27 protein-coding genes, 1 tRNA gene and 3 pseudogenes are annotated in these 23,334 nt (G+C 56.3%); 14 read left to right on the top strand and 17 right to left on the bottom strand.

Annotation, left to right across the window (positions count from 1 at the left end; genetic code table 11):
* The first annotated feature begins 18 nt into the window (after window positions 1-18).
* On the top strand, window positions 19-1,047 hold the full coding sequence (locus LRO94_RS18960) for a nucleoside hydrolase (protein WP_032886980.1): 1,029 nt from the start codon (window positions 19-21) through the stop codon (window positions 1,045-1,047).
* A gap of 33 nt (window positions 1,048-1,080) precedes the next feature.
* Here LRO94_RS18960 and LRO94_RS18955 read toward each other — a convergent pair whose 3' ends face one another.
* The gene (locus tag LRO94_RS18955) at window positions 1,081-1,293 is read right to left on the bottom strand and encodes a hypothetical protein (RefSeq protein WP_032886978.1); all 213 of its coding nucleotides are present in this window, start codon (window positions 1,291-1,293) and stop codon (window positions 1,081-1,083) included.
* 154 nt (window positions 1,294-1,447) lie between these two features.
* Here LRO94_RS18955 and LRO94_RS18950 point away from each other — a divergent pair, with 154 nt between their 5' ends.
* A complete protein-coding gene (locus LRO94_RS18950) occupies window positions 1,448-1,753 on the top strand; it encodes a hypothetical protein (protein ID WP_032886977.1) in 306 nt (101 codons plus the stop codon).
* Window positions 1,754-1,896: 143 nt separating this feature from the next.
* On the top strand, window positions 1,897-2,217 hold the full coding sequence (locus LRO94_RS18945; RefSeq protein WP_032886976.1) for an I78 family peptidase inhibitor: 321 nt from the start codon (window positions 1,897-1,899) through the stop codon (window positions 2,215-2,217).
* Window positions 2,218-2,285: 68 nt separating this feature from the next.
* On the opposite strand, the gene LRO94_RS18940 is transcribed toward LRO94_RS18945, so the two are convergent.
* Window positions 2,286-2,498, bottom strand: a complete 213-nt coding sequence (locus tag LRO94_RS18940) for a cold-shock protein (RefSeq protein WP_003234260.1) — start codon at window positions 2,496-2,498, stop codon at window positions 2,286-2,288.
* A gap of 289 nt (window positions 2,499-2,787) precedes the next feature.
* Window positions 2,788-3,102 carry a hypothetical protein gene (locus LRO94_RS18935; RefSeq protein ID WP_081797709.1) on the bottom strand — a complete coding sequence of 105 codons (315 nt, stop codon included), beginning with the start codon at window positions 3,100-3,102 and terminating at the stop codon, window positions 2,788-2,790.
* Between the two features lie 365 nt (window positions 3,103-3,467).
* Between LRO94_RS18935 and thrS the strand changes: the two genes are divergently transcribed.
* The 9 genes from thrS (at window position 3,468) to LRO94_RS18890 (ending at window position 10,923) form a co-directional block, all read left to right on the top strand.
* Window positions 3,468-5,390, top strand: a complete 1,923-nt coding sequence (gene thrS / locus LRO94_RS18930) for a threonine--tRNA ligase (RefSeq protein ID WP_032886975.1) — start codon at window positions 3,468-3,470, stop codon at window positions 5,388-5,390.
* A complete protein-coding gene (gene infC, locus LRO94_RS18925; RefSeq protein ID WP_015884933.1) occupies window positions 5,390-5,941 on the top strand; it encodes a translation initiation factor IF-3 in 552 nt (183 codons plus the stop codon). The genes thrS and infC overlap by 1 nt, the downstream gene beginning before the upstream one ends.
* A 60-nt stretch (window positions 5,942-6,001) precedes the next feature.
* A complete protein-coding gene (rpmI, locus tag LRO94_RS18920) occupies window positions 6,002-6,196 on the top strand; it encodes a 50S ribosomal protein L35 (protein ID WP_002553160.1) in 195 nt (64 codons plus the stop codon).
* Between the two features lie 29 nt (window positions 6,197-6,225).
* Window positions 6,226-6,582 carry a 50S ribosomal protein L20 gene (rplT, locus tag LRO94_RS18915; protein WP_003192488.1) on the top strand — a complete coding sequence of 119 codons (357 nt, stop codon included), beginning with the start codon at window positions 6,226-6,228 and terminating at the stop codon, window positions 6,580-6,582.
* 109 nt (window positions 6,583-6,691) lie between these two features.
* Window positions 6,692-7,708, top strand: a complete 1,017-nt coding sequence (pheS, locus tag LRO94_RS18910; RefSeq protein WP_032886973.1) for a phenylalanine--tRNA ligase subunit alpha — start codon at window positions 6,692-6,694, stop codon at window positions 7,706-7,708.
* A gap of 26 nt (window positions 7,709-7,734) precedes the next feature.
* The gene (gene pheT, locus LRO94_RS18905; protein WP_032886972.1) at window positions 7,735-10,113 is read left to right on the top strand and encodes a phenylalanine--tRNA ligase subunit beta; all 2,379 of its coding nucleotides are present in this window, start codon (window positions 7,735-7,737) and stop codon (window positions 10,111-10,113) included.
* Window positions 10,114-10,116: 3 nt separating this feature from the next.
* On the top strand, window positions 10,117-10,419 hold the full coding sequence (gene ihfA / locus LRO94_RS18900) for an integration host factor subunit alpha (RefSeq protein ID WP_002553164.1): 303 nt from the start codon (window positions 10,117-10,119) through the stop codon (window positions 10,417-10,419).
* On the top strand, window positions 10,400-10,756 hold the full coding sequence (locus LRO94_RS18895) for a MerR family transcriptional regulator (RefSeq protein ID WP_003219935.1): 357 nt from the start codon (window positions 10,400-10,402) through the stop codon (window positions 10,754-10,756). Before ihfA ends, LRO94_RS18895 begins: the two co-directional genes overlap by 20 nt.
* A gap of 90 nt (window positions 10,757-10,846) precedes the next feature.
* A tRNA-Pro gene (locus LRO94_RS18890) sits at window positions 10,847-10,923 on the top strand.
* 78 nt (window positions 10,924-11,001) lie between these two features.
* On the opposite strand, the pseudogene LRO94_RS18885 reads toward LRO94_RS18890, so the two are convergent.
* The 3 genes and pseudogenes from LRO94_RS18885 to LRO94_RS18875 all read right to left on the bottom strand — a co-directional run.
* Window positions 11,002-11,344 (bottom strand): annotated as a pseudogene (locus LRO94_RS18885) (integrase); the annotation flags it as partial.
* Entirely contained in the window at window positions 11,319-11,495 is a 177-nt protein-coding gene (locus LRO94_RS18880; RefSeq protein WP_164558401.1) for a hypothetical protein, read from the bottom strand. The pseudogene LRO94_RS18885 and the gene LRO94_RS18880, both read right to left, overlap by 26 nt.
* Window positions 11,492-11,929: a hypothetical protein gene (locus LRO94_RS18875; RefSeq protein WP_122752890.1), complete on the bottom strand. Its 438-nt coding sequence runs from the start codon at window positions 11,927-11,929 to the stop codon at window positions 11,492-11,494. Before LRO94_RS18875 ends, LRO94_RS18880 begins: the two co-directional genes overlap by 4 nt.
* A 218-nt stretch (window positions 11,930-12,147) precedes the next feature.
* On the opposite strand from LRO94_RS18875, the gene LRO94_RS18870 reads away from it, so the two are divergent.
* Window positions 12,148-12,663 (top strand): hypothetical protein, encoded by a 516-nt coding sequence (locus LRO94_RS18870; protein WP_095185583.1) that lies wholly within the window; start codon window positions 12,148-12,150, stop codon window positions 12,661-12,663.
* Between the two features lie 110 nt (window positions 12,664-12,773).
* Here LRO94_RS18870 and LRO94_RS18865 read toward each other — a convergent pair whose 3' ends face one another.
* From LRO94_RS18865 to LRO94_RS18820, 10 genes and pseudogenes are all read right to left on the bottom strand, one after another.
* Window positions 12,774-13,688 (bottom strand): transporter substrate-binding domain-containing protein, encoded by a 915-nt coding sequence (locus LRO94_RS18865; protein ID WP_032886969.1) that lies wholly within the window; start codon window positions 13,686-13,688, stop codon window positions 12,774-12,776.
* A 60-nt stretch (window positions 13,689-13,748) separates the two neighbouring features.
* Window positions 13,749-14,033 (bottom strand): annotated as a pseudogene (locus tag LRO94_RS18860) (aldehyde dehydrogenase family protein); the annotation flags it as partial.
* Between the two features lie 85 nt (window positions 14,034-14,118).
* Entirely contained in the window at window positions 14,119-14,934 is an 816-nt protein-coding gene (locus LRO94_RS18855) for an HpcH/HpaI aldolase/citrate lyase family protein (RefSeq protein ID WP_179178701.1), read from the bottom strand.
* Window positions 14,931-15,776, bottom strand: coding sequence for an FAS1-like dehydratase domain-containing protein (locus LRO94_RS18850; protein WP_179178702.1), 846 nt, complete (start codon window positions 15,774-15,776; stop codon window positions 14,931-14,933). The genes LRO94_RS18855 and LRO94_RS18850 overlap by 4 nt, the downstream gene beginning before the upstream one ends.
* 25 nt (window positions 15,777-15,801) lie before the next feature.
* The gene (locus tag LRO94_RS18845) at window positions 15,802-16,731 is read right to left on the bottom strand and encodes an electron transfer flavoprotein subunit alpha/FixB family protein (RefSeq protein ID WP_179178703.1); all 930 of its coding nucleotides are present in this window, start codon (window positions 16,729-16,731) and stop codon (window positions 15,802-15,804) included.
* 15 nt (window positions 16,732-16,746) lie between these two features.
* The gene (locus LRO94_RS18840; RefSeq protein ID WP_179178704.1) at window positions 16,747-17,496 is read right to left on the bottom strand and encodes an electron transfer flavoprotein subunit beta/FixA family protein; all 750 of its coding nucleotides are present in this window, start codon (window positions 17,494-17,496) and stop codon (window positions 16,747-16,749) included.
* Between the two features lie 63 nt (window positions 17,497-17,559).
* Window positions 17,560-18,762, bottom strand: coding sequence for a CaiB/BaiF CoA transferase family protein (locus LRO94_RS18835; protein WP_163033175.1), 1,203 nt, complete (start codon window positions 18,760-18,762; stop codon window positions 17,560-17,562).
* Between the two features lie 74 nt (window positions 18,763-18,836).
* Entirely contained in the window at window positions 18,837-20,000 is a 1,164-nt protein-coding gene (locus LRO94_RS18830; protein ID WP_032886957.1) for an acyl-CoA dehydrogenase family protein, read from the bottom strand.
* A 66-nt stretch (window positions 20,001-20,066) separates the two neighbouring features.
* The gene (locus LRO94_RS18825; protein ID WP_032886955.1) at window positions 20,067-20,663 is read right to left on the bottom strand and encodes a thiamine pyrophosphate-dependent enzyme; all 597 of its coding nucleotides are present in this window, start codon (window positions 20,661-20,663) and stop codon (window positions 20,067-20,069) included.
* Window positions 20,651-21,190, bottom strand: coding sequence for a thiamine pyrophosphate-binding protein (locus LRO94_RS18820; protein WP_003442221.1), 540 nt, complete (start codon window positions 21,188-21,190; stop codon window positions 20,651-20,653). The genes LRO94_RS18825 and LRO94_RS18820 overlap by 13 nt, the downstream gene beginning before the upstream one ends.
* A 307-nt stretch (window positions 21,191-21,497) precedes the next feature.
* On the opposite strand from LRO94_RS18820, the pseudogene LRO94_RS28180 reads away from it, so the two are divergent.
* Window positions 21,498-21,593, top strand: a pseudogene (locus LRO94_RS28180) (alanine:cation symporter family protein); the annotation flags it as partial.
* Window positions 21,594-21,711: 118 nt separating this feature from the next.
* Here the strand turns inward: LRO94_RS28180 and LRO94_RS18815 are convergent.
* Window positions 21,712-23,088, bottom strand: a complete 1,377-nt coding sequence (locus LRO94_RS18815; protein WP_095185591.1) for an MFS family transporter — start codon at window positions 23,086-23,088, stop codon at window positions 21,712-21,714.
* Window positions 23,089-23,334 lie beyond the last annotated feature (246 nt).

Here is a 23,334-nt window from a genome sequence, read left to right as displayed (position 1 = left end):
AACGACAAGGAGTGTTTTATGCAACGTGGTCTTCCAATCCTGAGAAATCTGTTTCGGAGTGTCCTGCTTTTGTCCGCGCTCACTGCTGCAAGCGCCCACGCGGCGGAAAAAATCGACCTCATCATCGACACTGATCCAGGTGCCGACGATGTAGTGGCCTTGCTCTTCGCCATGGCTTCCCCGGACGAATTGAACATCCGTGCGCTGACCACCGTCGCCGGTAACGTGCGCCTGGACAAGACCTCGCGTAACGCACGCCTGGCCCGCGAGTGGGCGGGGCGTGAGGACATTCCGGTCTACGCCGGTGCACCAGCGCCGATGCTGCGCAAACCGATCTATGCCGAAAACATCCATGGCAAGGAGGGCATTTCCGGCGTCACCGTGCATGAGCCTAAAAAGGGCCTGGCCGAAGGCAATGCCGTTGATTACCTGATCAAGACCCTTCGTGCTGCCAAGCCTCACAGCATCACTATCGCCATGCTGGGTCCGCAGACCAACCTGGCGCTGGCACTGACTCAGGATCCGGAAATCACCCAGGGCATCAAAGAAGTGGTAGTGATGGGCGGCGCGCACTTCAATGGAGGCAATATCACGCCGGTTGCCGAGTTCAACCTGTTCGCCGATCCGATTGCTGCAGAGATCGTGCTCAAGAGTGGCGTCAAGCTGACTTACCTGCCGCTGGATGTGACCCACAAGGTACTGACCAGTGAGGCGCGTCTGAAAAAGATTGCCGACCTCAAGAACAACGCCAGCAAGGTCGTCGGCGATATTCTCAACGAATACGTCAAAGGCGATATGGAGCACTATGGCATCCCGGGCGGCCCGGTACATGACGCCACCGTTGTTGCGTACCTGCTCAAGCCTTCGCTGTTCAGTGGTCGCGAGGTCAATGTGGTGGTGGACAGCCGTGAAGGCCCGACATTCGGGCAGACCATCGTCGATTGGTACGACGGTCTGAAACAACCAAAGAATGCGTTCTGGGTTGAGAACGGCGACGCTCAGGGCTTCTTCGATCTGCTGACTGAGCGCCTTGCGCGGCTGAAGTAAACCGATTGCCGGTCGACGTTCGTCGGCCGGTTCTTATTCTCGCTCGGGGTTGTGTGCCCCCATGTGATCGGCCGGGTATTTCTCGAATACCTGGCCAATGAAGGCTTGTGCCGCCTGAGTGCCGAGTTCCTTGACCAGCAGGTCTATACCGATGATTGCCAGTTCCTCTGGGCTTCCGGGGCTGTAGGAGCTTTGTCCTTGGGGCCACTTGGCTTTGATGTCGGCTTGGAGCGTTACGGTGGTCATGGAGGTCTCACGAGCTGAAATACTGGGTAATGCGCTGGGGCGCGGCTTTACCGGGCGCAGTTAAGCATTTTGCGCGGCGTTTGGCACTGCTACTTAGGCATGAAGCAAGTGCTGTGCGACACTGTGCTCCTGTTTAATTGCCGGGGAATACCGCGTGCAGATCGATTTGAATGACCCCGAGAATCTCACCCTGGCCGCCGTGCGCCAATTGATCGCCAGTGCCAGTGATGACGAACATACTCAACTGCGTGTGACCAAGGCCGGTATCGCCTACCTATCATCTGGGGTAGTCGGGGGCACTGACATAGATGGCCTGTTGTTTCGTCTTGAGACCTGGGCAAAGGGCTCCGGTTACGTCGGAAATGTCGCTGCCAGCGACGAGGTCTGGGTCACACAGGTTTTCAACGCGCTGAAGCAAAACTGGCCCAAGCCACCTTTTGACTACATCGACATCTACTGATTATGTTCATATCTGGTCACGATTGATCGGGCGAATGCCTGCTGATAGTCAGGCAGACTTGCCCGACTGCGATTTACGTCTTGAAACCAATCTGCAAGACGGTTGTCGCACGATCTCTGTTCATTTTTTCAATAGGAGGCTTCATGCCTTGGAAGCTCGCATCATTCGGTACTTTGTTGGCAGCACTCGCGTTGGCGGGTTGCAGCACCCCGGGTACCTCTGAGCCAGCCAAAGACGCCGCAGTGACCGATGCAGGTCATAGCCGCTGTGAGTCAAAGGCTGCCGAGTTCACAATCGGCCAGAAAGCTTCGCCTCAGTTGCTGGAGCAAGCCCGGGCCCGTGCCGGTGCGCAGAATGCTCGCATCCTCAAGCCCAACGATATGATCACTTTGGAATACCGCTCCGACCGCTTGAACCTAAACGCTGACGACAACTTGGTGATCACTCGCGTCAATTGCGGCTGATCACTGCTTTTGCAGCGCCCATAAAAAACCCCGCCACATGGACGGGGTTTTTTTAGCTCAGCGGAGAATTACTCGCCGCGAACCTGTGCAGCTTGCATACCCTTTTGGCCTTTCTCAGCCACGAAGGAAACGGTTTGGCCTTCTTTCAGGCTTTTGAAACCGTCGCTTTCGATAGCTTTGAAGTGTACGAACAGGTCGTCACCGCCACCTTGAGGAGTGATGAAGCCGAAGCCTTTTTCATCGTTGAACCATTTAACGGTGCCGGTTTGGCGATTAGACATGGTGTATCTCCAAGAAACATATATTTTCAGTAGTGCTGTGCTGCTCAGGCCAACTGGGCACACCGGGCTATCATAGTCGAAATGTTCGGCTTGGGAGCCCCCCCAAGGCATTGTTTGCCAATCAATAGCGTTGCATTTAGTGCTTAGGTCGGCTGAAAGCCCCGGTCTACGGGGCTTTGGCGCGAAATATCAGCTGTTAAAAAAAGCCGTAAAAGCTGCGTAATTTGTGAGAAATGGCAGTTTTCGGGCGATTTTTCCAGCAGAGCGGCCGTCTGATCTGGCGCCGATCTTACTTTTTCTTCACGACTTTGCAGGATGAAATTGCAGCCACCGCTTTGTTTTTAAGTGGTGCGCTGGCGTTCGGATTGGTCATCAATTCCTTGATTTCGGAACTGCTCAATTCGGCGTTGATCTTGTCGGCGCCACATTCGCAGTGGGCTTTGGCCGTTTTGACGTCAACGTTCTGGCTGGCGGCCGCGCTGCAGTCGTTGATGAAACTGTCACGGGCACCGGCTGGCCAGTTGGAGGGCGCAGCAGCCTGCGCGCCGATGGAAAGGAGGCTCAGGGTAGCGGCGAGAGCGAGGGTAGAAGTAAAACGCATCATGGGATGCTCCTTTGGGTCGAGGACAAACAGCGATTCTCAGTGGGTTTGAGGTAGTGCGTACAGCTCAAGTTCCGTTTTGCAGCTATAAAGGCTGGAATTAGTAGTTACCTGGCCTGGCGCCGGCGCGATGACCGTTCATCTGTGCTAGCATCGCTCCCCTGGCTATTCCCGGGCGCGCCATTTGCCGCCTCGCCATGTTCTTTTTGTTCACTCCAGTCACTCTGGTTCGATTATCGGTTGGCCGAAAGGCTCCTGCCGCTGTAAGGCAGGCGTTCATCACTGAACGGCCTGGTATTGGATCTTGTACTGGCTCATCCCAACCCACGTGACCTTTGGTAGGGGTCACCACTAGGAGAGGAGGCGCCATGCCAACTATTACTCTTCCCGATGGCAGTCAACGTTCATTCGATCATGCTGTATCCGTATCCGAGGTCGCCGCATCCATTGGTGCCGGTCTGGCAAAGGCGACTGTGGCCGGCAAGGTCGACGGCAAACTGGTTGATGCCAGTGACCTGATCACCTCTGACGCCAGTCTGCAAATCATCACGCCCAAGGATCAAGAGGGGCTGGAGATCATTCGCCACTCTTGCGCGCACTTGATTGGTCATGCGGTCAAGCAGTTGTACCCAACCGCGAAGATGGTAATCGGTCCGGTTATCGAAGAAGGCTTCTATTACGACATCGCCTACGAGCGTCCTTTCACTCCGGACGACATGGCTGCCATTGAGCAGCGCATGCACGCGCTGATCGAGAAAGATTACGACGTCATCAAGAAAGTCACCCCGCGCGCCGAAGTGATCGAAGTGTTCACTGCTCGTGGTGAGGACTACAAGCTGCGTTTGGTGGAAGACATGCCGGACGAGCAGGCCATGGGCCTGTACTACCACGAAGAATACGTCGACATGTGCCGTGGTCCGCACGTGCCGAACACACGCTTCCTCAAGTCATTCAAGCTGACCAAGCTGTCCGGCGCCTACTGGCGCGGCGACGCTAAGAATGAGCAGTTGCAACGTATCTACGGCACTGCCTGGGCTGACAAGAAGCAGCTGGCCGCCTATGTCCAGCGCATCGAAGAAGCTGAAAAGCGCGATCACCGTAAGATCGGCAAGCGCCTGAATCTGTTCCACCTCCAGGAAGAAGCGCCGGGTATGGTGTTCTGGCATCCGAACGGCTGGACCCTGTATCAGGTGCTTGAGCAGTACATGCGTAAGGTGCAGCGTGATAACGGTTACCTGGAGATCAAGACCCCGCAGGTCGTTGATCGCAGCCTGTGGGAGAAATCCGGGCACTGGGCCAACTACGCCGACAATATGTTCACCACCCAGTCGGAAAACCGCGACTACGCCATTAAGCCAATGAACTGCCCATGCCATGTGCAGGTGTTCAACCAGGGCTTGAAGAGCTACCGCGAGTTGCCGATGCGCCTGGCCGAGTTCGGTGCTTGCCACCGTAACGAGCCGTCGGGTGCGCTGCACGGCATCATGCGCGTGCGCGGTTTCACTCAAGACGACGCCCACATCTTCTGCACAGAAGAGCAGATGCAGGCTGAATCCGCTGCGTTTATCAAGCTGACCATGGACGTTTATCGCGATTTCGGTTTCACCGACGTCGAGATGAAGCTGTCCACTCGTCCGGAAAAGCGTGTCGGTTCCGACGAACTGTGGGATCGCGCCGAAGCGGCACTGGCCGCAGCGCTTGATAGTGCGGGGCTTGCGTACGACCTGCAGCCGGGCGAGGGCGCGTTTTACGGTCCGAAGATCGAGTTCTCGCTGAAAGATTGCCTTGGCCGCGTCTGGCAGTGTGGTACTCTGCAGCTCGATTTTAACCTGCCGATCCGTCTGGGAGCCGAATACGTCTCCGAAGACAACAGTCGTAAGCACCCGGTTATGCTGCACAGGGCGATCCTCGGCTCGTTCGAACGGTTCGTCGGGATCCTGATCGAGCACTACGAGGGTGCATTCCCCGCGTGGCTGGCTCCGACCCAGGCAGTGATCATGAATATCACTGATAAACAGGCAGAATTTGCCGCTGAAGTTGAAAAAACTCTCAACGAAAGCGGATTTCGTGCCAAGTCCGACTTGAGAAATGAAAAGATCGGCTTTAAAATCCGCGAGCATACTTTGCTCAAGGTCCCCTATCTTTTGGTTATTGGAGATCGGGAAGTCGAGATGCAGACTGTCGCTGTGCGTACTCGTGAAGGTGCTGACCTGGGCTCTATGCCCGTCGCCCAGTTCGCTGAGTTCCTCGCGCAAGCGGTTTCCCGGCGTGGTCGCCCAGATTCGGAGTAATTATTATTAAGCGTGAAATGAGACAAGATAAACGAGCTGCACCGAAAGCCCCGATCAACGAGAATATCTCGGCACGCGAGGTTCGGTTAATTGGCGCTGACGGCGAGCAGATTGGCATCGTCTCGATTGATGAAGCGCTTCGTATTGCAGAAGAGTCCAAGCTGGACTTGGTGGAAATCTCCGCCGATGCAATCCCACCTGTTTGTCGGGTGATGGACTACGGCAAGTCGATCTTCGAAAAGAAGAAGCAGGTTGCCGCGGCGAAGAAGAACCAAAAGCAGATTCAAGTAAAAGAAATCAAGTTTCGTCCAGGGACGGAGGAAGGGGATTACCAGGTAAAACTGCGCAACCTGGTACGTTTCCTGAGTGATGGGGACAGGGCCAAGGTATCCTTGCGATTCCGCGGCCGTGAGATGGCCCACCAGGAGCTGGGGATGGAACTCCTCAAGCGGGTTGAAGCTGACTTGCTTGAGTACGGTTCGGTCGAACAGCATCCTAAGATGGAAGGACGCCAACTGATCATGGTCATCGCCCCGAAAAAGAAGAAGTAATCAACAGGGCACGGCAGGCCTTCTGATTATGTTTATCAACTGAATGCGGAGTATCCGAACATGCCAAAGATGAAGACTAAAAGTGGTGCTGCTAAGCGGTTTCTGAAAACTGCTAACGGTATCAAGCATAAGCACGCTTTCAAGAGCCACATCCTGACCAAAATGTCGACCAAGCGTAAGCGTCAACTGCGCGGTAGCAGCTTGCTGCATCCGTCTGACGTGGCAAAAGTCGAGCGCATGCTGCGCCTTCGTTAATTTTGGATCAAGAATAGAGGAAGTAACTCATGGCTCGTGTAAAGCGTGGCGTCATGGCCCGTAAGCGTCACAAAAAAATTCTGAAACTTGCTAAAGGCTACTACGGCGCGCGTTCACGCGTATTCCGTGTTGCCAAACAAGCGGTAATCAAGGCAGGCCAATACGCCTACCGTGACCGTCGTCAGAAAAAACGTCAGTTCCGCGCTCTGTGGATCGCTCGTATCAACGCCGGTGCGCGTGTTAACGGTCTGTCCTACAGCCGTTTCATCGCTGGCCTGAAAAAAGCGTCCATCGAAATCGACCGTAAGGTTCTGGCTGAACTGGCCGTGAACGAAAAAGCGGTGTTTGCTGCGATTGTCGAGAAAGCTAAAGCCTCCTTGGCTTAAGTACCCCCGACAGTCACCTTGGGCTGCTCCTGTAGCCCAAGGTGGTAAACGTCATAAATAGGGGAAGAGCCTTCAAGCTCTTCCCCTATTTTGTATCTGGAGTCTGTACATGGAAAACCTGGACGCGCTCGTCGCTCAAGCTCTTGAGGCTGTGCAAAGCGCTGAAGATATCAATGCCCTGGAGCAAATCCGGGTTCACTACCTTGGCAAAAAGGGTGAATTGACTCAGGTGATGAAGACCCTGGGGAATTTGCCAGCCGAAGAGCGCCCGCAAGTCGGCGCGCTGATTAACGTTGCCAAGGAGCGCGTCACAGAGGTTCTCAATGCGCGCAAGGCGTCGATGGAGGAGGCCGATCTCGCGGCCAAACTCGCCGCCGAGTCTATTGATGTAACTTTGCCTGGCCGTGGCCAAGCCTCGGGCGGTCTACATCCGATCACCCGGACTCTGGAACGTATCGAGCAGTTCTTCACCCATATAGGCTATGGCATTGCCGAAGGCCCTGAGGTCGAAGACGACTATCACAACTTTGAGGCGCTCAACATCCCAGGCCATCACCCGGCCAGGTCGATGCACGACACCTTCTATTTCAACGCGAACATGCTGTTGCGCACCCATACCTCACCGGTACAGGTCCGCACCATGGAAGCGAACAAACCGCCGATCCGCATCGTCTGCCCAGGTCGCGTTTATCGTAGCGACTCCGATATCACCCACTCGCCGATGTTCCATCAGGTCGAAGGCCTGCTGGTTGATCGCGATATCAACTTCGCCGACCTCAAAGGCACCATCGAAGAGTTCCTGCGAGTGTTCTTCGAGAAAGAGCTGGCGGTACGTTTCCGTCCATCGTTCTTCCCGTTCACCGAGCCTTCCGCTGAAGTCGACATGGAATGCGTGATGTGCAGCGGTAAAGGCTGCCGAGTCTGCAAACAGACTGGTTGGCTGGAAGTGATGGGCTGCGGCATGGTTCACCCCAACGTGCTGCGCATGTCCGGGATCGATCCGGAAGAGTTCTCGGGCTTTGCCTTCGGCATGGGCGTTGAGCGTCTGGCCATGCTGCGTTACGGCGTGAACGACTTGCGTCTGTTCTTCGACAACGACTTGCGGTTCCTCGCGCAATTTCGCTAGTCGTAACGAATCTTTAGGAGAGCAGGATGAAATTCAGTGAACAATGGCTGCGCGGCTGGGTAAGCCCGCAGGTAGATCGCGACGCGCTGGTTGCTCGTCTGTCGATGGCCGGTCTTGAGGTCGATAGCGTAACGCCGGCCGCCGGTGTTTTCAGTGGCGTGGTTGTGGGCGAGGTGCTTAGCACCGAGCAGCACCCGGATGCCGACAAACTGCGTGTGTGCCAGGTCAGCAACGGCGCGGAAACTTTCCAGGTGGTGTGCGGAGCGCCCAACGTGCGCCCGGGTCTGAAGATTCCGTTTGCCATGATCGGTGCCGAACTGCCAGGCGATTTCAAGATCAAGAAGGCTAAGCTGCGCGGCGTTGAGTCCAACGGTATGCTGTGCTCCCAGGCGGAGCTGCAGGTAGGCGAAGGTAACGACGGCTTGATGGAGCTGCCGGCGGATGCGCCTGTTGGCCAGGACATTCGTGTCTACCTGGAACTGGAAGACGCCAGCATCGAGGTCGACCTGACCCCAAACCGTGGCGACTGCCTGTCCCTGGCTGGGCTGGCCCGTGAAGTGGGCGCGCTGTACAACGCCCCGGTTACCCGTCCAGTAGTTGCCGCCGTGCCTGCGGTACACGATGAAGTGCGTCCGATTGAGGTGCTAGCGCCAGCTGCCTGCCCACGTTACCTGGGCCGCGTAATTCGCAACGTCGACCTGTCCAAGCCAACTCCACTGTGGATGGTTGAGCGCCTGCGCCGCGCCGACGTGCGCAGCATCGACGCTGCCGTCGACATCACCAACTACGTGATGCTGGAACTGGGCCAACCGCTGCACGCATTCGATCTCTCCGAAATCAACGGTGGCATCCGCGTACGCATGGCTGAAGAAGGCGAGAAGCTGGTTCTGCTCGACGGCCAGGAAGTCAGCCTGCGCGCCGACACCCTGGTGATCGCTGACCATTCCCGCGCTCTTGCGATCGCCGGCGTAATGGGTGGCGAGCACAGCGGTGTTTCCGCGACCACTCGCGACATCTTCCTTGAAAGCGCATTCTTTGACCAAATCGCCATCGCTGGCAAGGCCCGTTCCTATGGCTTGCACACCGATGCGTCGCACCGTTACGAGCGTGGCGTAGACTGGAAGCTGGCCCGTGAAGCCATGGAGCGCGCCACTGGCCTGCTGCTGGATATTACCGGTGGCGAAGCCGGTCCGATCACCGAGACTGTCAGCCAACAGTACCTGCCATCTGTGGCACCGATCACCCTGCGCGCTAAAAGCGTTGAGCAAATGCTCGGCCTGGTCATCGCACCGGCTGAAATCGAGCAACTGTTGTCGGCCCTCGGGTTGAATATTTCTGCAGGTGGGGAAGGGCAGTGGCATGTTGAAGTGCCAAGCCATCGCTTCGATATCAGCCTGGAAGTCGATCTAATCGAAGAGTTGGCTCGTCTGTACGGTTACAACCGCCTGCCGGTTCGTTATCCGCAAGCGCGCCTGGCACCGCAACCCAAGGCCGAGGCGCGTGCGCACTTGCCAGAGTTGCGTCGTCTGCTGGTTGCCCGTGGTTACCAGGAAGCGGTGACCTACAGCTTCATCGATCCGAGACAGTTCGAACTGTTCAACCCTGGTGTCCAGCCCCTGTTGCTGGCCAACCCGATCTCCAACGACATGGCCGCGATGCGCTCGTCTCTATGGCCTGGTCTGGTGAAGGCCCTTTCCCACAACTTGAACCGCCAGCAAGACCGCGTGCGCATGTTTGAAAGTGGTCTGCGTTTCGTTGGTCAGTTGGACGGTTTGAAGCAAGAGCCGATGCTGGCCGGTGTTGTCTGCGGCAGTCGCTTGCCGGAGGGCTGGGCGCAGGGCCGCGATGCTGTGGACTTCTTCGACGTCAAGGCTGACGTGGAAGCCGTCCTTGGCTTTGCGGGTGCATTGGATGCGTTCACCTTCGTTCCTGGCAGCCACCCGGCGCTGCATCCAGGGCAGACTGCACGTATTGAACGTGAAGGTCGCTTGGTAGGCTTTGTCGGTGCTATCCACCCAGAATTGTCGAAAACCCTCGGTCTCGACCGTCCAGTATTCGTTTTCGAGTTGGTCCTGGCTGAAGTCGCCTCGGGCAAGATGCCTAAATTCAGCGAGCTGTCGCGCTTCCCAGAAGTGCGCCGCGACCTGGCACTGATCGCTGACCGTGAAGTTGCCGCCACTGCCGTTTTGGATGTTATCCGTGAAAATGCAGGGGAATGGCTGACAGACCTCAGGCTATTTGACGTCTATCAAGGTAAAGGCATTGATCCGCATAGAAAAAGCCTTGCAGTTGGCTTGACCTGGCAGCATCCATCGCGCACTCTTAATGACGATGAGGTGAATACCACGACACAAAATATCCTCACCTCGCTCGAACAAAGGTTGAACGCCACGTTAAGGAAGTGACGTATGGGGGCTTTGACGAAAGCTGAGATGGCGGAACGTCTGTACGAAGAGTTGGGTCTGAACAAGCGCGAGGCCAAGGAATTGGTCGAGCTGTTTTTTGAAGAAATCAGACACGCTCTGGAAGACAACGAACAGGTCAAGTTGTCCGGTTTCGGCAACTTTGACCTGCGTGACAAACGCCAGCGGCCTGGCCGCAATCCAAAAACGGGAGAAGAAATCCCGATCACGGCTCGCCGTGTGGTCACCTTTCGTCCAGGGCAGAAGTTGAAGGCCCGAGTTGAGGCTTATGCTGGAACCAAGTCATAACGACGAGCTACCCGTCATCCCAGGCAAACGCTACTTCACCATTGGTGAAGTCAGCGAGCTCTGTGCGGTAAAACCGCATGTGTTGCGCTACTGGGAGCAGGAGTTTCCTCAACTTAACCCCGTCAAACGCACTGGGAACCGTCGGTATTATCAGCGCCAGGATGTGCTGATGATCCGACAGATCCGCGCGTTGCTGTACGACCAGGGGTTCACCATCAGCGGCGCTCGCCAGCGCATGTCCGGTGATGAGGCCAAAGACGATACTACCCAATACAAGCAAATGATTCGCCAGATGATCTCCGAACTAGAAGATGTTCTGGTGGTTTTGAAGAAGTAATACAGGCTTTTAAAATACTTCCACATTTCAAAAGCTTGCGGTATATTCCTGATCGCTTCGTTCAGAAGCGAACCCAGTAAAACGCCTAGTCGGGGCGTAGCGCAGTCCGGTAGCGCACTAGCATGGGGTGCTAGGGGTCGAGTGTTCGAATCACTCCGTCCCGACCATTATTCCTGAGTAATATCAGACACTTGAGCCGATCAGATAGATCGGCTTTTTTGTGCCTGCGCAAAACTGGCGCAAAACTACCCAGTGATTTCGCTGATATTCAGGTCCGGAATCGCCTCTGACCAGATGATTTCCTCATGGTCCCGCTGGTAGTTTTTGGTCATGCCCTCGCTCGCATGGCCAGCGATCTTTTGCCCATCCTTTCCGGCTTTCTTGTACAGGTGCAGCGACAGCGCTCGCACTTCGTGAAAGCCCGGCATTTCCTCTTCCTTCCATCCCGCGTAGCAGTTCGCCGCCCTCCCTGGCCTCCTTGAATGCTCGCGTCAAATACCGCTCCTCAACCTTCGTCCAGTGGTCCTTTGTCTGTGCTTGCTTCTGTTTCAGCCGATCTGGTTTACGGTGCACCAAGTAGGGCGAGGCGTGCGCAGTAGTGGTCGAATTCTTTGAGAGTTAGCGACTGATCAACGAGGAACTGAGTGATCATCCGCTGAACAATTACCGCCTCTTCCTGAGTGCTTGCAGCGTGCTTGAGGATTTCGAGCACGTCGTCGATAAGGATGTGAGCGCTCATAGGTTGCCATCCACGTCGTCTTCGAGCTCTTCCCGTTCTGCTGCAACCGCGTCAAAGGCGTAGGGCCTGTGCAAATCCATGGCGATTCGTTCCGCGGCTTCGATGGGACGCTGTTCGCCCATCAGTTCCGCAGCGTGCCCGCGTGAATCCGCCTGACTGCCAAGGATCGAGGAAAGGAACAGTCGAGCGAACGAATCAGGCTCGTCCAGGCCATCGATCTGGCGCTGATTCAGGATGCCCTGCAGGTAAGTGCAATACCGATCAAACGTCACCACCTGCGGTTGGCCGTGGCGACGCTTCCACTTGATGTCCATGCCGTACACCAACTGTTCCGCAGAATGTTCAAGCCACTCCTGTTCCGGATTCGCGTCGCTGACCTCTGGAGGCAACTTAGCGTCGAAACGCTCCTGGCAAATCTTCAATGCTGCGTTCATGGTCGCCTCCAAGGTGGCGGGTTGTTCACCTGTATTCGTCAACACTCATGCCTCCCGCTGGTTGCCGATGGGCGCGGGGGAGGAGTGCTGACGTATTAGAGGTGGGGAAGGGGCCGGAATATCGCTTTTTGAGGGGGCTCGTCTTATTTCAAATAAGTGGCAACGTATCTGAGGCTGTGCCAGCATCCGGCAATAAACTTTGGCAAGGAAGCTGAACAATGCTCGATGCTCTGGAAGGCACGCCACTGTGGGTTTACGGCGCATTTCTCTTGGTCTGCTACTACGGTTTGAGTGCCAGGAAAACCAGTCGTGAAAGTCAGCGGTCGCTGATCATCACACCGGTTGTTTTGGTGGTCTGGTCACTCCTTTCTCTCAGCTACGCGGACCGCGTTGAGTTGACCGTGGGCAGTTGGGTCACGGGAATGCTTTTAGGTGGCTTAGTCGCATTTGCACTATTTCCTCGACGCGGACTGACTTTGGACGAGGAGGGCAAGCACCTGATCGTTCCTGGGACATGGAAAGTTCTTGGTATCTCGCTTCTCTTTTTTGCCGTGAAATACTTCATCGGTTATCAAGCTGCCGTACATCCAGAATTCTCGGCCACTGTGGGAATGCTCGCCCTTGCTGGTGCCGCATCAGGGTTTACGGTCGGCTTGTTCTGCGGACGCACGGGTGTCTTCTACTTGGCGTGGCATGCACTTCGAGATGTCCATGAAAGCAAACGCACTATCTGAGCTCGGTCGTTGATAGCTCGATGCGCTCTCATAGAGACGATCGGGCAGCAGCCTTGCAGTCGGCTGCCGTCATTCGATGACCGTCTTCGCACTCAACGACGCGACCGCCGTTAAAGAGCCTTTTCCGGCGCCGGTTGGTCGTTGGGTTGGGCGATGATTGTTTTGAGCTCTGCGCTCATGGGGAATTTGAGATTCAAGCCTTTGGGAGGGATGGGCTGAGTAAACCATTTATCGTAGATGGCGTTGATTTCACCCGAGACAAAAAGTGACTTGATCGAGTCATCCACGACTTTTTTGAGATCCGGATCACCCCGACGCATTGTGCAACCATAGATTTCGTTGGATTGCGGGGTGCCAGTCACCACCCAATCTTCCGGTTTCTTCGCCTTGGCCATCTCGCCCGCCAGCAATGCGTCGTCTTGCATAAACGCAATGGCGCGGCCGGACTCGAGCATTTGGTAAGACTCGCCAATGTCTTTGGCAGAGATTACGTTCATGTTCATCTTTTTCTCGGCATTCATGACCTTGAGCATCCGCTCGGCAGTGCTGCCAGCAGTAGTCACTACGTTCTTGCCGTTGAGATCTTGAAAGTCCTTGTAAACCGAATCCTTCCTGACCAACAGGCGGGTGCTGGCTTCAAAAATGCCGACCGAGAAGTCGACCTGCCGAGCTCTCTCGGCGGTATTGGTTGTGGAGCCGCACTCCAGGTCCACAGTGCCGTTTTGCACCAGTGGGATACGCGTCTGTGATGTCACCAGGTTGTACCGTACGTTCAGCTTGGGCATACCGAGTTCTTGCTTGATAGCCTCGACAATCTTTAATTGAATGTCATGGGAGTAGCCCACCGGCTGACCGGATCCGTCGGCAATATAAGAGAACGGAATGGACGAGTCTCGGTGACCCAGGGTGATGGTCCCCGAGGTCTTGATTTTCTTAAGCGTGCCGGTGGGTTCGGCAGCCATGAGGGCAGTACTACTTAAGGTCACAGTCAGGGTAACGCCCAGGATTGCAGGGAAGGCACGCATCAAAAGCTCCTCATTAGGGTGAAGCGAGAGGTCTCGCGGGGCTTGGCGACTCGCTTGTTGTTAGTGACGGTCCAGCCAGACGGTCTGTGCATTACAGAATTCGCGCACACCGAAATGCGACAGTTCACGGCCAAAACCGCTTTTCTTTACGCCGCCGAAAGTGACGCGTGGATCGGTTGCGCAATAGCCATTGATGAATACGCCTCCGGTTTTCAGTTCGCCGGCCAGCTTCTGGGCAAGTTCGACATTGCTCGTGTAGATGGTCGAGGCGAGTCCGAATTCACTGTCATTGGCCAGTTCCAGAGCATGTGCGGCGTCCCGCGCAGTGATGATCGATGCCACGGGTCTAAGGCCGGAAACGTTAGTCATGACACCGTCCTTTAGGATGGGAATGGATGCATAGCTTTTAAGCAACAGCGCCGGTTTTGAATCAGATCGCGCGAGCCAAAATGGATTGTGCGCGACCAATGACCGGCGCATCGACCATTTGCCCATCCAGCACGAAAACGCCTTCACCTGAACGAGCGGCTTCGATAATGCGTTGCGCCCAGTGCAATTCTTCCTGGCTTGGTTTCAGCGCCTGATGAATGATCGCGACTTGGGTTGGATGGATACACAGCGCGCCACCAAAGCCCATGTCGCGTGCAAAATGAACAGCACGTAGCAGCCCTGCGGTGTCCTGGATCGACGGAAATACCCCATCCAACGCTGGAGCGAGCGCGGCAACCCGGGTTGCAAGCAAAACGGCGTAGCGCGCATGGCTAAGGATTTCTTCAGCGGCAGGGCTGCCAGTAGACAGGTTCAGGTCCAGACCCAGATCCAGACTACCGAACGACAACCGCTCAACGCCTTGAGTGCCGGCAATTTCGTTGAGTGCTGACAAGCCCTTCGCGCTCTCGATGATTGGCCAAATCGGTTTTTCGGTACCGGCAGCTGTGGTGACCTGTTTCGCGCTTTCTGCTTTGGGCAGCAGAATTCCGATAACGCCGGCGTGGCGTCGGCAAAGATCCAGATCCGCAACATGCGCCCAGTGATCCGGGGCATTCACTCGGACCAGAATCCGTGCATCCGGGGCTTCGCTCAGGAACGCGTCGAGATTATCCCTCGCCTGCTCCTTGAGGTTTTCTTGCACGGCATCTTCCAAGTCAACGATGACTCGATCCGCTCCGGTGGCAATAGCTTTTGAGATGCGCTCTGGTCGAGTGGCCGGCACAAACAGGGCGGAGCGAACAATTGATTCGCTCATGGCGTTGCTCCATTGCTGAACTCGATCTCTCCAATCTGTGCTGTGCCGTCCTGATTGCCAGCCCAGACCTGTGCCTTGCCGTTTTCGATTAGACGTCCGCCCACCTCGAAAGGTTTAGGCGAAATCAGAGGTCGTACTCCGCGGAATGCGAAACGCTCCAGGCGCGCAGTTGGATGCGCTTTGGTAAAGGCACGCAAACTCAACGTGGCGATCAATGGACCATGTACCACCAGCCCCGGATAACCTTCGTTCTCTGTCACATACGGCCAGTCATAGTGAATACGATGACCATTGAAGGTCACTGCGGAATAGCGAAACAGCAGGGTTGGAGTGGGCTCTATCCGTTCCTGCCATTGGCCTTCAGGTAGCTTTTCGGTACCGTTCAGTTTGGGCGGGGAAGGTTCACGGTAAACAATGTCCTGATCGTCTTGAAGCGCGCGTTTGCCGTCCTGGAAAAACTCATGGCGTACTGTGACGAACAATAAGGAACCCGTGCGACCGTGCTTCTCCTCGACGTTGAGGATGGTCGATACACAGGTCACTTCAGCATCCACTTTTAATGGCTGGAAAAACTCAATTCGGCTTCCCGCCCACATACGATTGCGGTTACGGGCCGGCGGCAAAAATCCCCCAAGCGCTGGATGGCCGTCCGGCCCCAGTTCGCTGGCACCCACCGGCTCCTGAAAAAATGCCCAGTGCCACAGGGGCGGCAGCGGCTCACCGGGTTGTGGTGCCGACTCGCCCAATGTCGCGGCAATGCGTCTGACCAGAGTGAAACTGATCCGGTCCTGGCTTTCCTGACGTCGTCCAATCCAGGCGGAAAAATCGGAACTGATGCTCATATTCTTTGCTCCAATTGGTCAGTGATCAGGCCAGGGTGGCCATTTCTGGAATCGCTTCAAAAAGATCCGCCACCAGGCCGTAATCGGCCACCTGGAAGATCGGCGCTTCTTCGTCCTTGTTGATCGCAACGATCACTTTGGAGTCTTTCATGCCGGCCAGGTGCTGGATCGCGCCGGAGATACCGACGGCGATGTACAGCTGTGGAGCAACGATCTTGCCGGTCTGACCGACCTGCATGTCGTTCGGAACAAAACCTGCGTCGACCGCGGCGCGCGAAGCACCCACGGCAGCGCCCAGCTTGTCGGCCAGGGCGTACAGGTGTTTGAAGTTGTCGCCGTTCTGCATGCCGCGGCCGCCGGAAACGACGATCTTGGCAGCGGTCAGTTCCAGACGATCGGACTTGGCCAGTTCTTCGCCAACAAAGCTGGAGATGCCAGCGTCGTGGGCAGCGGAGACGGCTTCAACGGCAGCCGAACCACCTTCAGCAGCAACCGGGTCGAAACCGGTGGCACGCACAGTTATCACCTTGATCGAAGCGGTCGATTGCACGGTAGCGATGGCGTTACCGGCGTAGATCGGACGCTTGAAAGTGTCTGCGCTTTCGACCGAGATGATCTCGGAAATCTGGTCAACGTCCAGCTGGGCGGCAACGCGCGGCAGGATGTTTTTGCCGTTGGAAGTGGCGGCAGCCAGGATGTGGCTGTAACCAGCGCCCAGCTCGGCTACCAGCGAAGCAACGTTTTCCGGCAGCTGATGCGCGTAAGCGGCATTGTCAGCGTTCAGGACTTTGCTCACGCCAGCGATTTTCGCAGCAGCTTCAGCCACGGCGCCAGCGCCCTGGCCTGCAACCAGAACGTGGACGTCACCGCCGATTTTTGCAGCAGCAGCCACGGTGTTCAGCGTGGCCGGAGCCAGCACTTTGTTGTCGTGTTCAGCAATAACCAAGATAGTCATTTCAGGCTCCTTAACTCAAAGTACCTTCGCTTCGTTTTTCAGTTTCTCGACCAGTTCCGCCACCGACTTGACCTTGATACCCGCGCTGCGTGCAGCCGGCGCTTCGACTTTTACGGTCTTGTTGGTGGAGGCGGTGGAAACGCCCAAAGCGTCCGGAGTCAGCACTTCGAGAGGCTTCTTCTTGGCTTTCATGATGTTTGGCAGGGACGCGTAGCGCGGCTCGTTCAAACGCAGGTCGGTGGTGACGATGGCTGGCAGTTTCAGGGAAACCGTCTGTGCGCCGCCGTCGATTTCGCGGGTGACAGCAACGCTGCCGCCGCTGATTTCGACTTTCGAAGCGAACGTGCCCTGACCGTAGCCGCTCAATGCAGCGAGCATCTGGCCAGTCTGGTTGTTGTCGCTGTCGATGGCTTGTTTGCCAAGGATCACCAGCTGTGGCTGTTCCTTGTCGACAACAGCTTTCAACAGTTTGGCAACAGCCAGGGAAGTCAGATCTTCGGCGGATTCGACGAGGATGGCGCGATCGGCACCCAGAGCCAGCGCGGTGCGCAGTTGCTCTTGAGCGGTGGTCGGGCCGATGGAGACGACGATGATTTCAGTCGCAACACCTTTCTCTTTCAGGCGTACGGCTTCTTCCACTGCGATTTCGCAGAACGGGTTTATCGACATCTTGACGTTGGCGAGGTCTACGCCGGAATTGTCCGCCTTGACGCGAACCTTGACGTTGTAGTCGACCACTCGTTTCACAGCTACCAGCATTTTCATTGGGCAGTGTTCTCTCGAAAAACTTTGATCGTTGCAGGCAGGTTTTTTGTTTTCAGATGAAGGCTAAATCGCCCCGGCTGCGCGCATTAGTTCAATACGGTCTGTATCCAGCCCCAGTTCCCTGAGCACCTGTTCGGTGTGCTGACCGAGACCCGGTACGGCATCCATACGTGGCTCGAACGCGCTGTTGCTGCCGGGAGGTATCAAGCTCGGGACGGTACCGGCGGAGGTTTCGACTTCCCGCCAGCGATCACGCGCCTGAAGTTGCGGATGGTCCCAAACACCTTGCATGTCATTGACCCGAGCATTAGCAATTTGCGCATGCTCCAATCGATCAAACACGGCATCGAAATTGAGTGTGGAGAACGATTCAACGATGAGTGCCCGCAGCGCCTGGCGGTTTTCGACGCGCTTGAAGTTGGCAGAGAAGCGTTCGTCTTTCGCCAGTTCAGGAGTAAGCAGTACCTTGTCGCAAAACAGCCGCCACTCTCGTTCGTTCTGCAACCCCAGCATGACTGTGGTGCCGTCACCGATAGGGAAGGGGCCATAGGGGTAAATCGTGGCGTGCGCGGCGCCGGCGCGAGGGGGAGGGGGAGAGCCGTTGTAGGCGTAGTACATCGGGTAGTTCATCCACTCGACCAGGCTTTCCAGCATGGACACATCAAGGTGGCTACCTTCGCCAGTGCGTCCACGCAACAGCAAGGCAGACAGAATTCCGGTGTAGGCGTACATGCCGGCCGCGATGTCAGCAATCGAGCAACCTGCCTTGGCCATTTCTTCCTCACCTGGTCCGCCGGTGACCGACAGGAAACCGCCTTCGCTTTGGATCAACAGGTCATAGGCTTTTTTCTTTTCATACGGGCCGCCTGCGCCGTAGCCTGAAATGTCACAAACGATCAGGCGCGGAAACCGCTGATGCAAAGCCTCAAATGAAAGTCCCATTCGTGCTGCGGCACCCGGCGCCAGGTTCTGCACCAGGACATCGGCAGTGGCCAGCAAGCTGTCCAGCACCTCGGTGGCCGAATCTTGTTTCAGATCGAGGGTCAGGCTTTCTTTCGAACGATTGGTCCAGACAAAGTGCGAGGCGAGACCGTTGACGCGTTGGTCGTACCCTCTGGCGAAGTCACCCGTGCCTGGGCGTTCGACCTTGATCACGCGCGCGCCAAGATCGGCCAATTGTCGGGTGCAGAAGGGAGCTGCAATGGCATGTTCAAGGCTGACGACGGTAATGCCATCGAGCGGACGGACGCCTTTGGATTGGCTCATGATTATTATCTCTTTTGTCATGGCTCCCCAGTCGCGCCTGTTCGAGCCGACGCGCTGGGTTTTACGCTGATCCTTTAAAAGGAGCGCGGCAGTTCAAGCAGGTGTTCGGCAACGTACGACAGGATCAGGTTGGTGGAGATGGGCGCCACCTGATACAGACGGGTTTCACGGAATTTGCGCTCGACGTCGTACTCGCAGGCAAAGCCAAAACCGCCGTGAGTCTGCAAGCACGCATTGGCGGCTTCCCAAGAGGCTTTCGCCGCCAGGTACTTGGCCATATTGGCACTGGCCCCGGCGTTGATACCGCTGTCGTATTCCTCGCAAGCACGCCAGCGCATCAGGTCAGCCGCTTCGATTTCAATGTGTGCTTCAGCGATGGGGAACTGAACGCCCTGGTTCTGCCCGATAGGGCGTCCGAACACGACGCGATCACGCGCATAGGCGCTGGCTTTTTCGATAAACCAGCGGCCGTCACCAATGCATTCGGCTGCGATCAGTGTGCGCTCGGCGTTCAGTCCGTCCAGGATGTAGCGGAAACCTTTGCCTTCCTCGCCGATGAGGCTATCGGCAGGAATTTCCAGGTTGTCGAAGAACAGTTCGTTGGTTTCGTGATTGACCATGTTGGCGATCGGCTGCACGGTCATGCCGTTGCCGATGGCCTCCCGTAGATCGACGAGGAAGATCGACATGCCCTCGGATTTTTTCTTCACGTCGGCCAACGGCGTGGTACGCGCCAGCAAGATCATCAGGTCGGAGTGCTGGACCCGCGAGATCCACACCTTCTGTCCGTTGATCACGTACTTGTCACCGCGTTTGATCGCTGTGGTCTTGATCTTGGTGGTGTCGGTGCCAGTGGTGGGTTCAGTGACGCCCATCGATTGCAGGCGCAATTCGCCGCTGGCCAGTTTCGGCAGGTAGTAGCTTTTCTGCGCCTCGCTGCCGTGTCGTAGCAGGGTGAACATGTTGTACATCTGGCCGTGCACGGTGCCGGAATTACCGCCGCAGCGGTTCACTTCTTCCAGGATTACCGAGGCCTCAGCCAGCCCGAGGCCGGAGCCACCATATTCGACAGGGATCATCGCTGCCAGCCAACCTGCGTCGGTCAGTGCCTTGACGAAGGTTTCCGGAAAACCTTTTTCCTCATCGACTTTACGCCAGTAAGCTGCATCGAATTCAGCGCACAGAGCGCGTACGCCCTCGCGGATGGCATTGAGTTCTTCAGAGTTGTGATCAGTCATTATTATTCTCCTCCACGCGTCACGCACAGCACCTGCCCTGCGTGACCGGGACCGGGCAAAAGGCAATCAGATCGGGTTGAAACCCAGGGCGGCACGAAAGCGATTCTTGATGTAGTGACCATCACGTGGTGGCAGCACCCGTGGCGGGTTTTCCGCCTTGATTTTGATCGTCGCAAGCTTGACGCCATCGCGAGTTGCAAAGCGCTCGCGCAAGTTATGTACGCCTTCCATGTCACGGATTTCGTCGGTCCAGCTGAAGCCGCAAGTCTTTGCGACCTGATTCAGGGAAATACCAAAACCGGCGTGGCTGACTTGCATGCCGGTTTCACCAAAGTGACCGTTATCCAGCACCGCGATGGTTAGGTTGGCAGGCTTCTGCAGTGCCACCGTGGCCAGTGCGCCGAACCCCATGAGCAACTCTCCGTCACCGGTGACCACCACCACCGATTTGTTTGGCTGCGCATTCGCCAGGCCCAGGCCCACAGTGATTGCGCTGCCCATGGCGGCCCAGAGGTAATAATTCAGATCGTTGTCACCGGCGGCCATCACGTCATAGGACGCAGAGCCCAGCCCCGTCACGACCAGCACGTCTTTGCGGTCGGCCAGTAAGGCCTTGACCACTTCGCGGCGGCACAGAGTGTGGTTTGCGCTTACTTGACCCATTTCTTTTCTCCAATCAGGCGCTGGCCGAGCAGCAGGGCAGTGGACGAATCACCGTTGAAGGCCATGGTCGCGGCACCGTGCAGCAGCGGGGCGACGTCTTCCGGGACGTCCGCGCGCCAGGTCATCACTTTCATCAGGTTCAGGGAGGCTTCTGTGGCCTGGCCCATCGGGTTCTGCCACGCGTTGAATTCGGCCCAGTCGCCGCGCATGGTGACCACCATCAACAGCGGGAAGCCGGCACAGACTTGAAGTGCCAGAGTGTTGATGCAGTTACCGACTCCGCTGGACTGCATCAGGAGGGCACCGCGTTCGCCGCCAAGCCATGCGCCGGCGAGATAGCCGATGCCTTCTTCCTCGGTGGTGAGGACAACAGCCTTGATGTCCGGGTCTGCATACGACATACGGATCGCCGCCGAGTGGCCTGCATCCGGTACGAAGACCACGTGTTTGACGTCGTGGGCCTTGAGCACGCGGAACACGTCCTCTTGCCAATCCTGTCCCACGGTGTGTTCAGCTTCTGTTGACATGCCAATCTCCCAAGCAGTGCTGCTTTTGTGTTTTCACCCATTCTGGGAGGGATGGAGGAGAAGGACGACTACCGTTTTTGTCTTTGAGATATGCCCATTTTGTATAGCTGGGGGATGAATGCGTGGCCTCTTGGGCAACGGCGATAGCCACGCATTATGGGAAGGGAAATGATTGACGCAGAGAGGTGCAGAACGTACGGATCGCCTCGCAAGCCCGGCGCAATGAAGCGTCATCCAGGGCGTAGGCAATACGAATGTAAGGAACAAGGCCAAAGGCGCTGCCATGCGCGACATCTTCGTCGGTGTGCAGTACTCGGCCGGCATCAAGACGCCCGTCTTCGACTCAAGTCAGTTCAAGGATCTTGATCTGGATTTGCAGGCATGGCCAAACCGGGAAAGGTAACCACGGTTCATCAAGAGCATTCATCACAAGTAGCATCGGTATCCGCTATCCAATGATTTTAAAAGGGCCCATGGATCATCATGGGCCCTTTCAAAAAACCACGGTAATCGTCAGTGCCTCAGATCCTTGCAGCCTGCGATTTGATGCAGCCCCTAAGTCCGGTGCGTTCTTCGATCTCACCCGAGCCGCTGATGTAACCATAGCGGGACAGGTTGGGCATTAGCATCGCTGCGATGAACGTGATGGTTACTACGGCCGCGACGTAGAAGAAGAAATACTCCTCAATACCCTGCGACCGAAGCGACAAGGCGACGTATTCGGCGGTGCCACCGAACGCCGCGTTGCCGACGGCATAAGGAAAGCCCACACCCAATGCACGTACCGCTGGCGGGAACAGTTCAGCTTTGACGATACCGGCAATCGGGGTGTAGAGCGACGCGATTGCCAGGCCGCCAAATACCAGCAGGAACGCTGTAAATGGACTACTGACTGATTGCAGTGAATAGAGCAGGGGGATCACCAGTAGCATGGCCAACCCGGAAAACAACAACATATGGACCTTGATTCCGATTCGGTCAGCGAGCAGACCAAAGAGTGGCTGACAAAACATGAAACCGACCAGGGCGGCCGTCATGATGAAACTCACCGTTTCCGGACTAAACCCCGCAGAGATCACCAGAAATTTCTGCATGTAGGTGGTGAAGGTGTAGAAGTAAAGTGAACCGCCAATGGTAAACGCGACCACCAGTGCCACTGCGCGTTTGTGTTTGAACATGCCACGTAGCGAGCCGGCATCTTTGCGGTTCATTTCTTTTTTTGTGGCGGTTTCATGCATCGCGCGACGCAAATACACGACTACGATAGAACTAAAGGCGCCGATGAAAAAAGGAATTCTCCAGCCCCATTCCCGCAATTCCTCGCCGGTAAGGGTTTGTTGAAGTATGACCACGGTCATCAGGGCGAGGAGTTGGCCTGCGATGATGGTGAAGTACTGGAATGATCCATAGAAACAACGGCGTCCAGGTGTCGCGATTTCACTGATGTAGGTGGCGCCGGTGCCGTACTCCGCGCCCACTGACAGCCCCTGAATCAGCCTGGCAACGACAAGCAAAACTGGCGCCGCCACACCGATGGTTTCATAGGTCGGCGTGACGGCAATCAACAAGGAACCGGCGCACATCATGAACACCGAGATAATCATCGATACCTTGCGGCCGCGGGTATCAGCAATCCAGCCAAAAATCCAACCGCCGAGCGGCCGCATGAAAAAGCCGACGGCGAAGACGCCGGCGGTTGCGAGCAACTGACTGGTGGTGTCGCCTTTGGGGAAAAACGAGCTCGCAAAATAGATGGCGGTATAGGCGTAAATGAAAAAGTCGTACCACTCCACCAGATTGCCCGAGCAGGCACCCATGATGGCTCTGACACGATTCGGACTTTTCATCTGATCGGACTTTTCAGTGTGGCGTGTTGAGTCGCTGGTTGATGCAGACATTCTGTTCACCCTTGTTTCAAGGCGAGACGATACGAGGCCCACGCTGATGCGTGTCCGACGTTGCTAGCTCGATGGGTTGATGTGCTTAACGCAAGTGCTGTGACCCTTCGACGACCAAGGCACATGAAGCGGGGGGGTGTATATGAGAGGTCAGCTGTTCGCTGACTGTATAAGGCGGGTCGGTCAGGTAACGAGAAAGGTAGTAAATCATGGCGGCAAGCCCTCGAATCTTATTCTTGTAGTCAG

The organism is Pseudomonas sivasensis (assembly GCF_021391435.1).
GTDB lineage: Bacteria > Pseudomonadota > Gammaproteobacteria > Pseudomonadales > Pseudomonadaceae > Aquipseudomonas > Aquipseudomonas sivasensis.
This window is presented reverse-complemented; position numbering and strand designations above follow the sequence as displayed.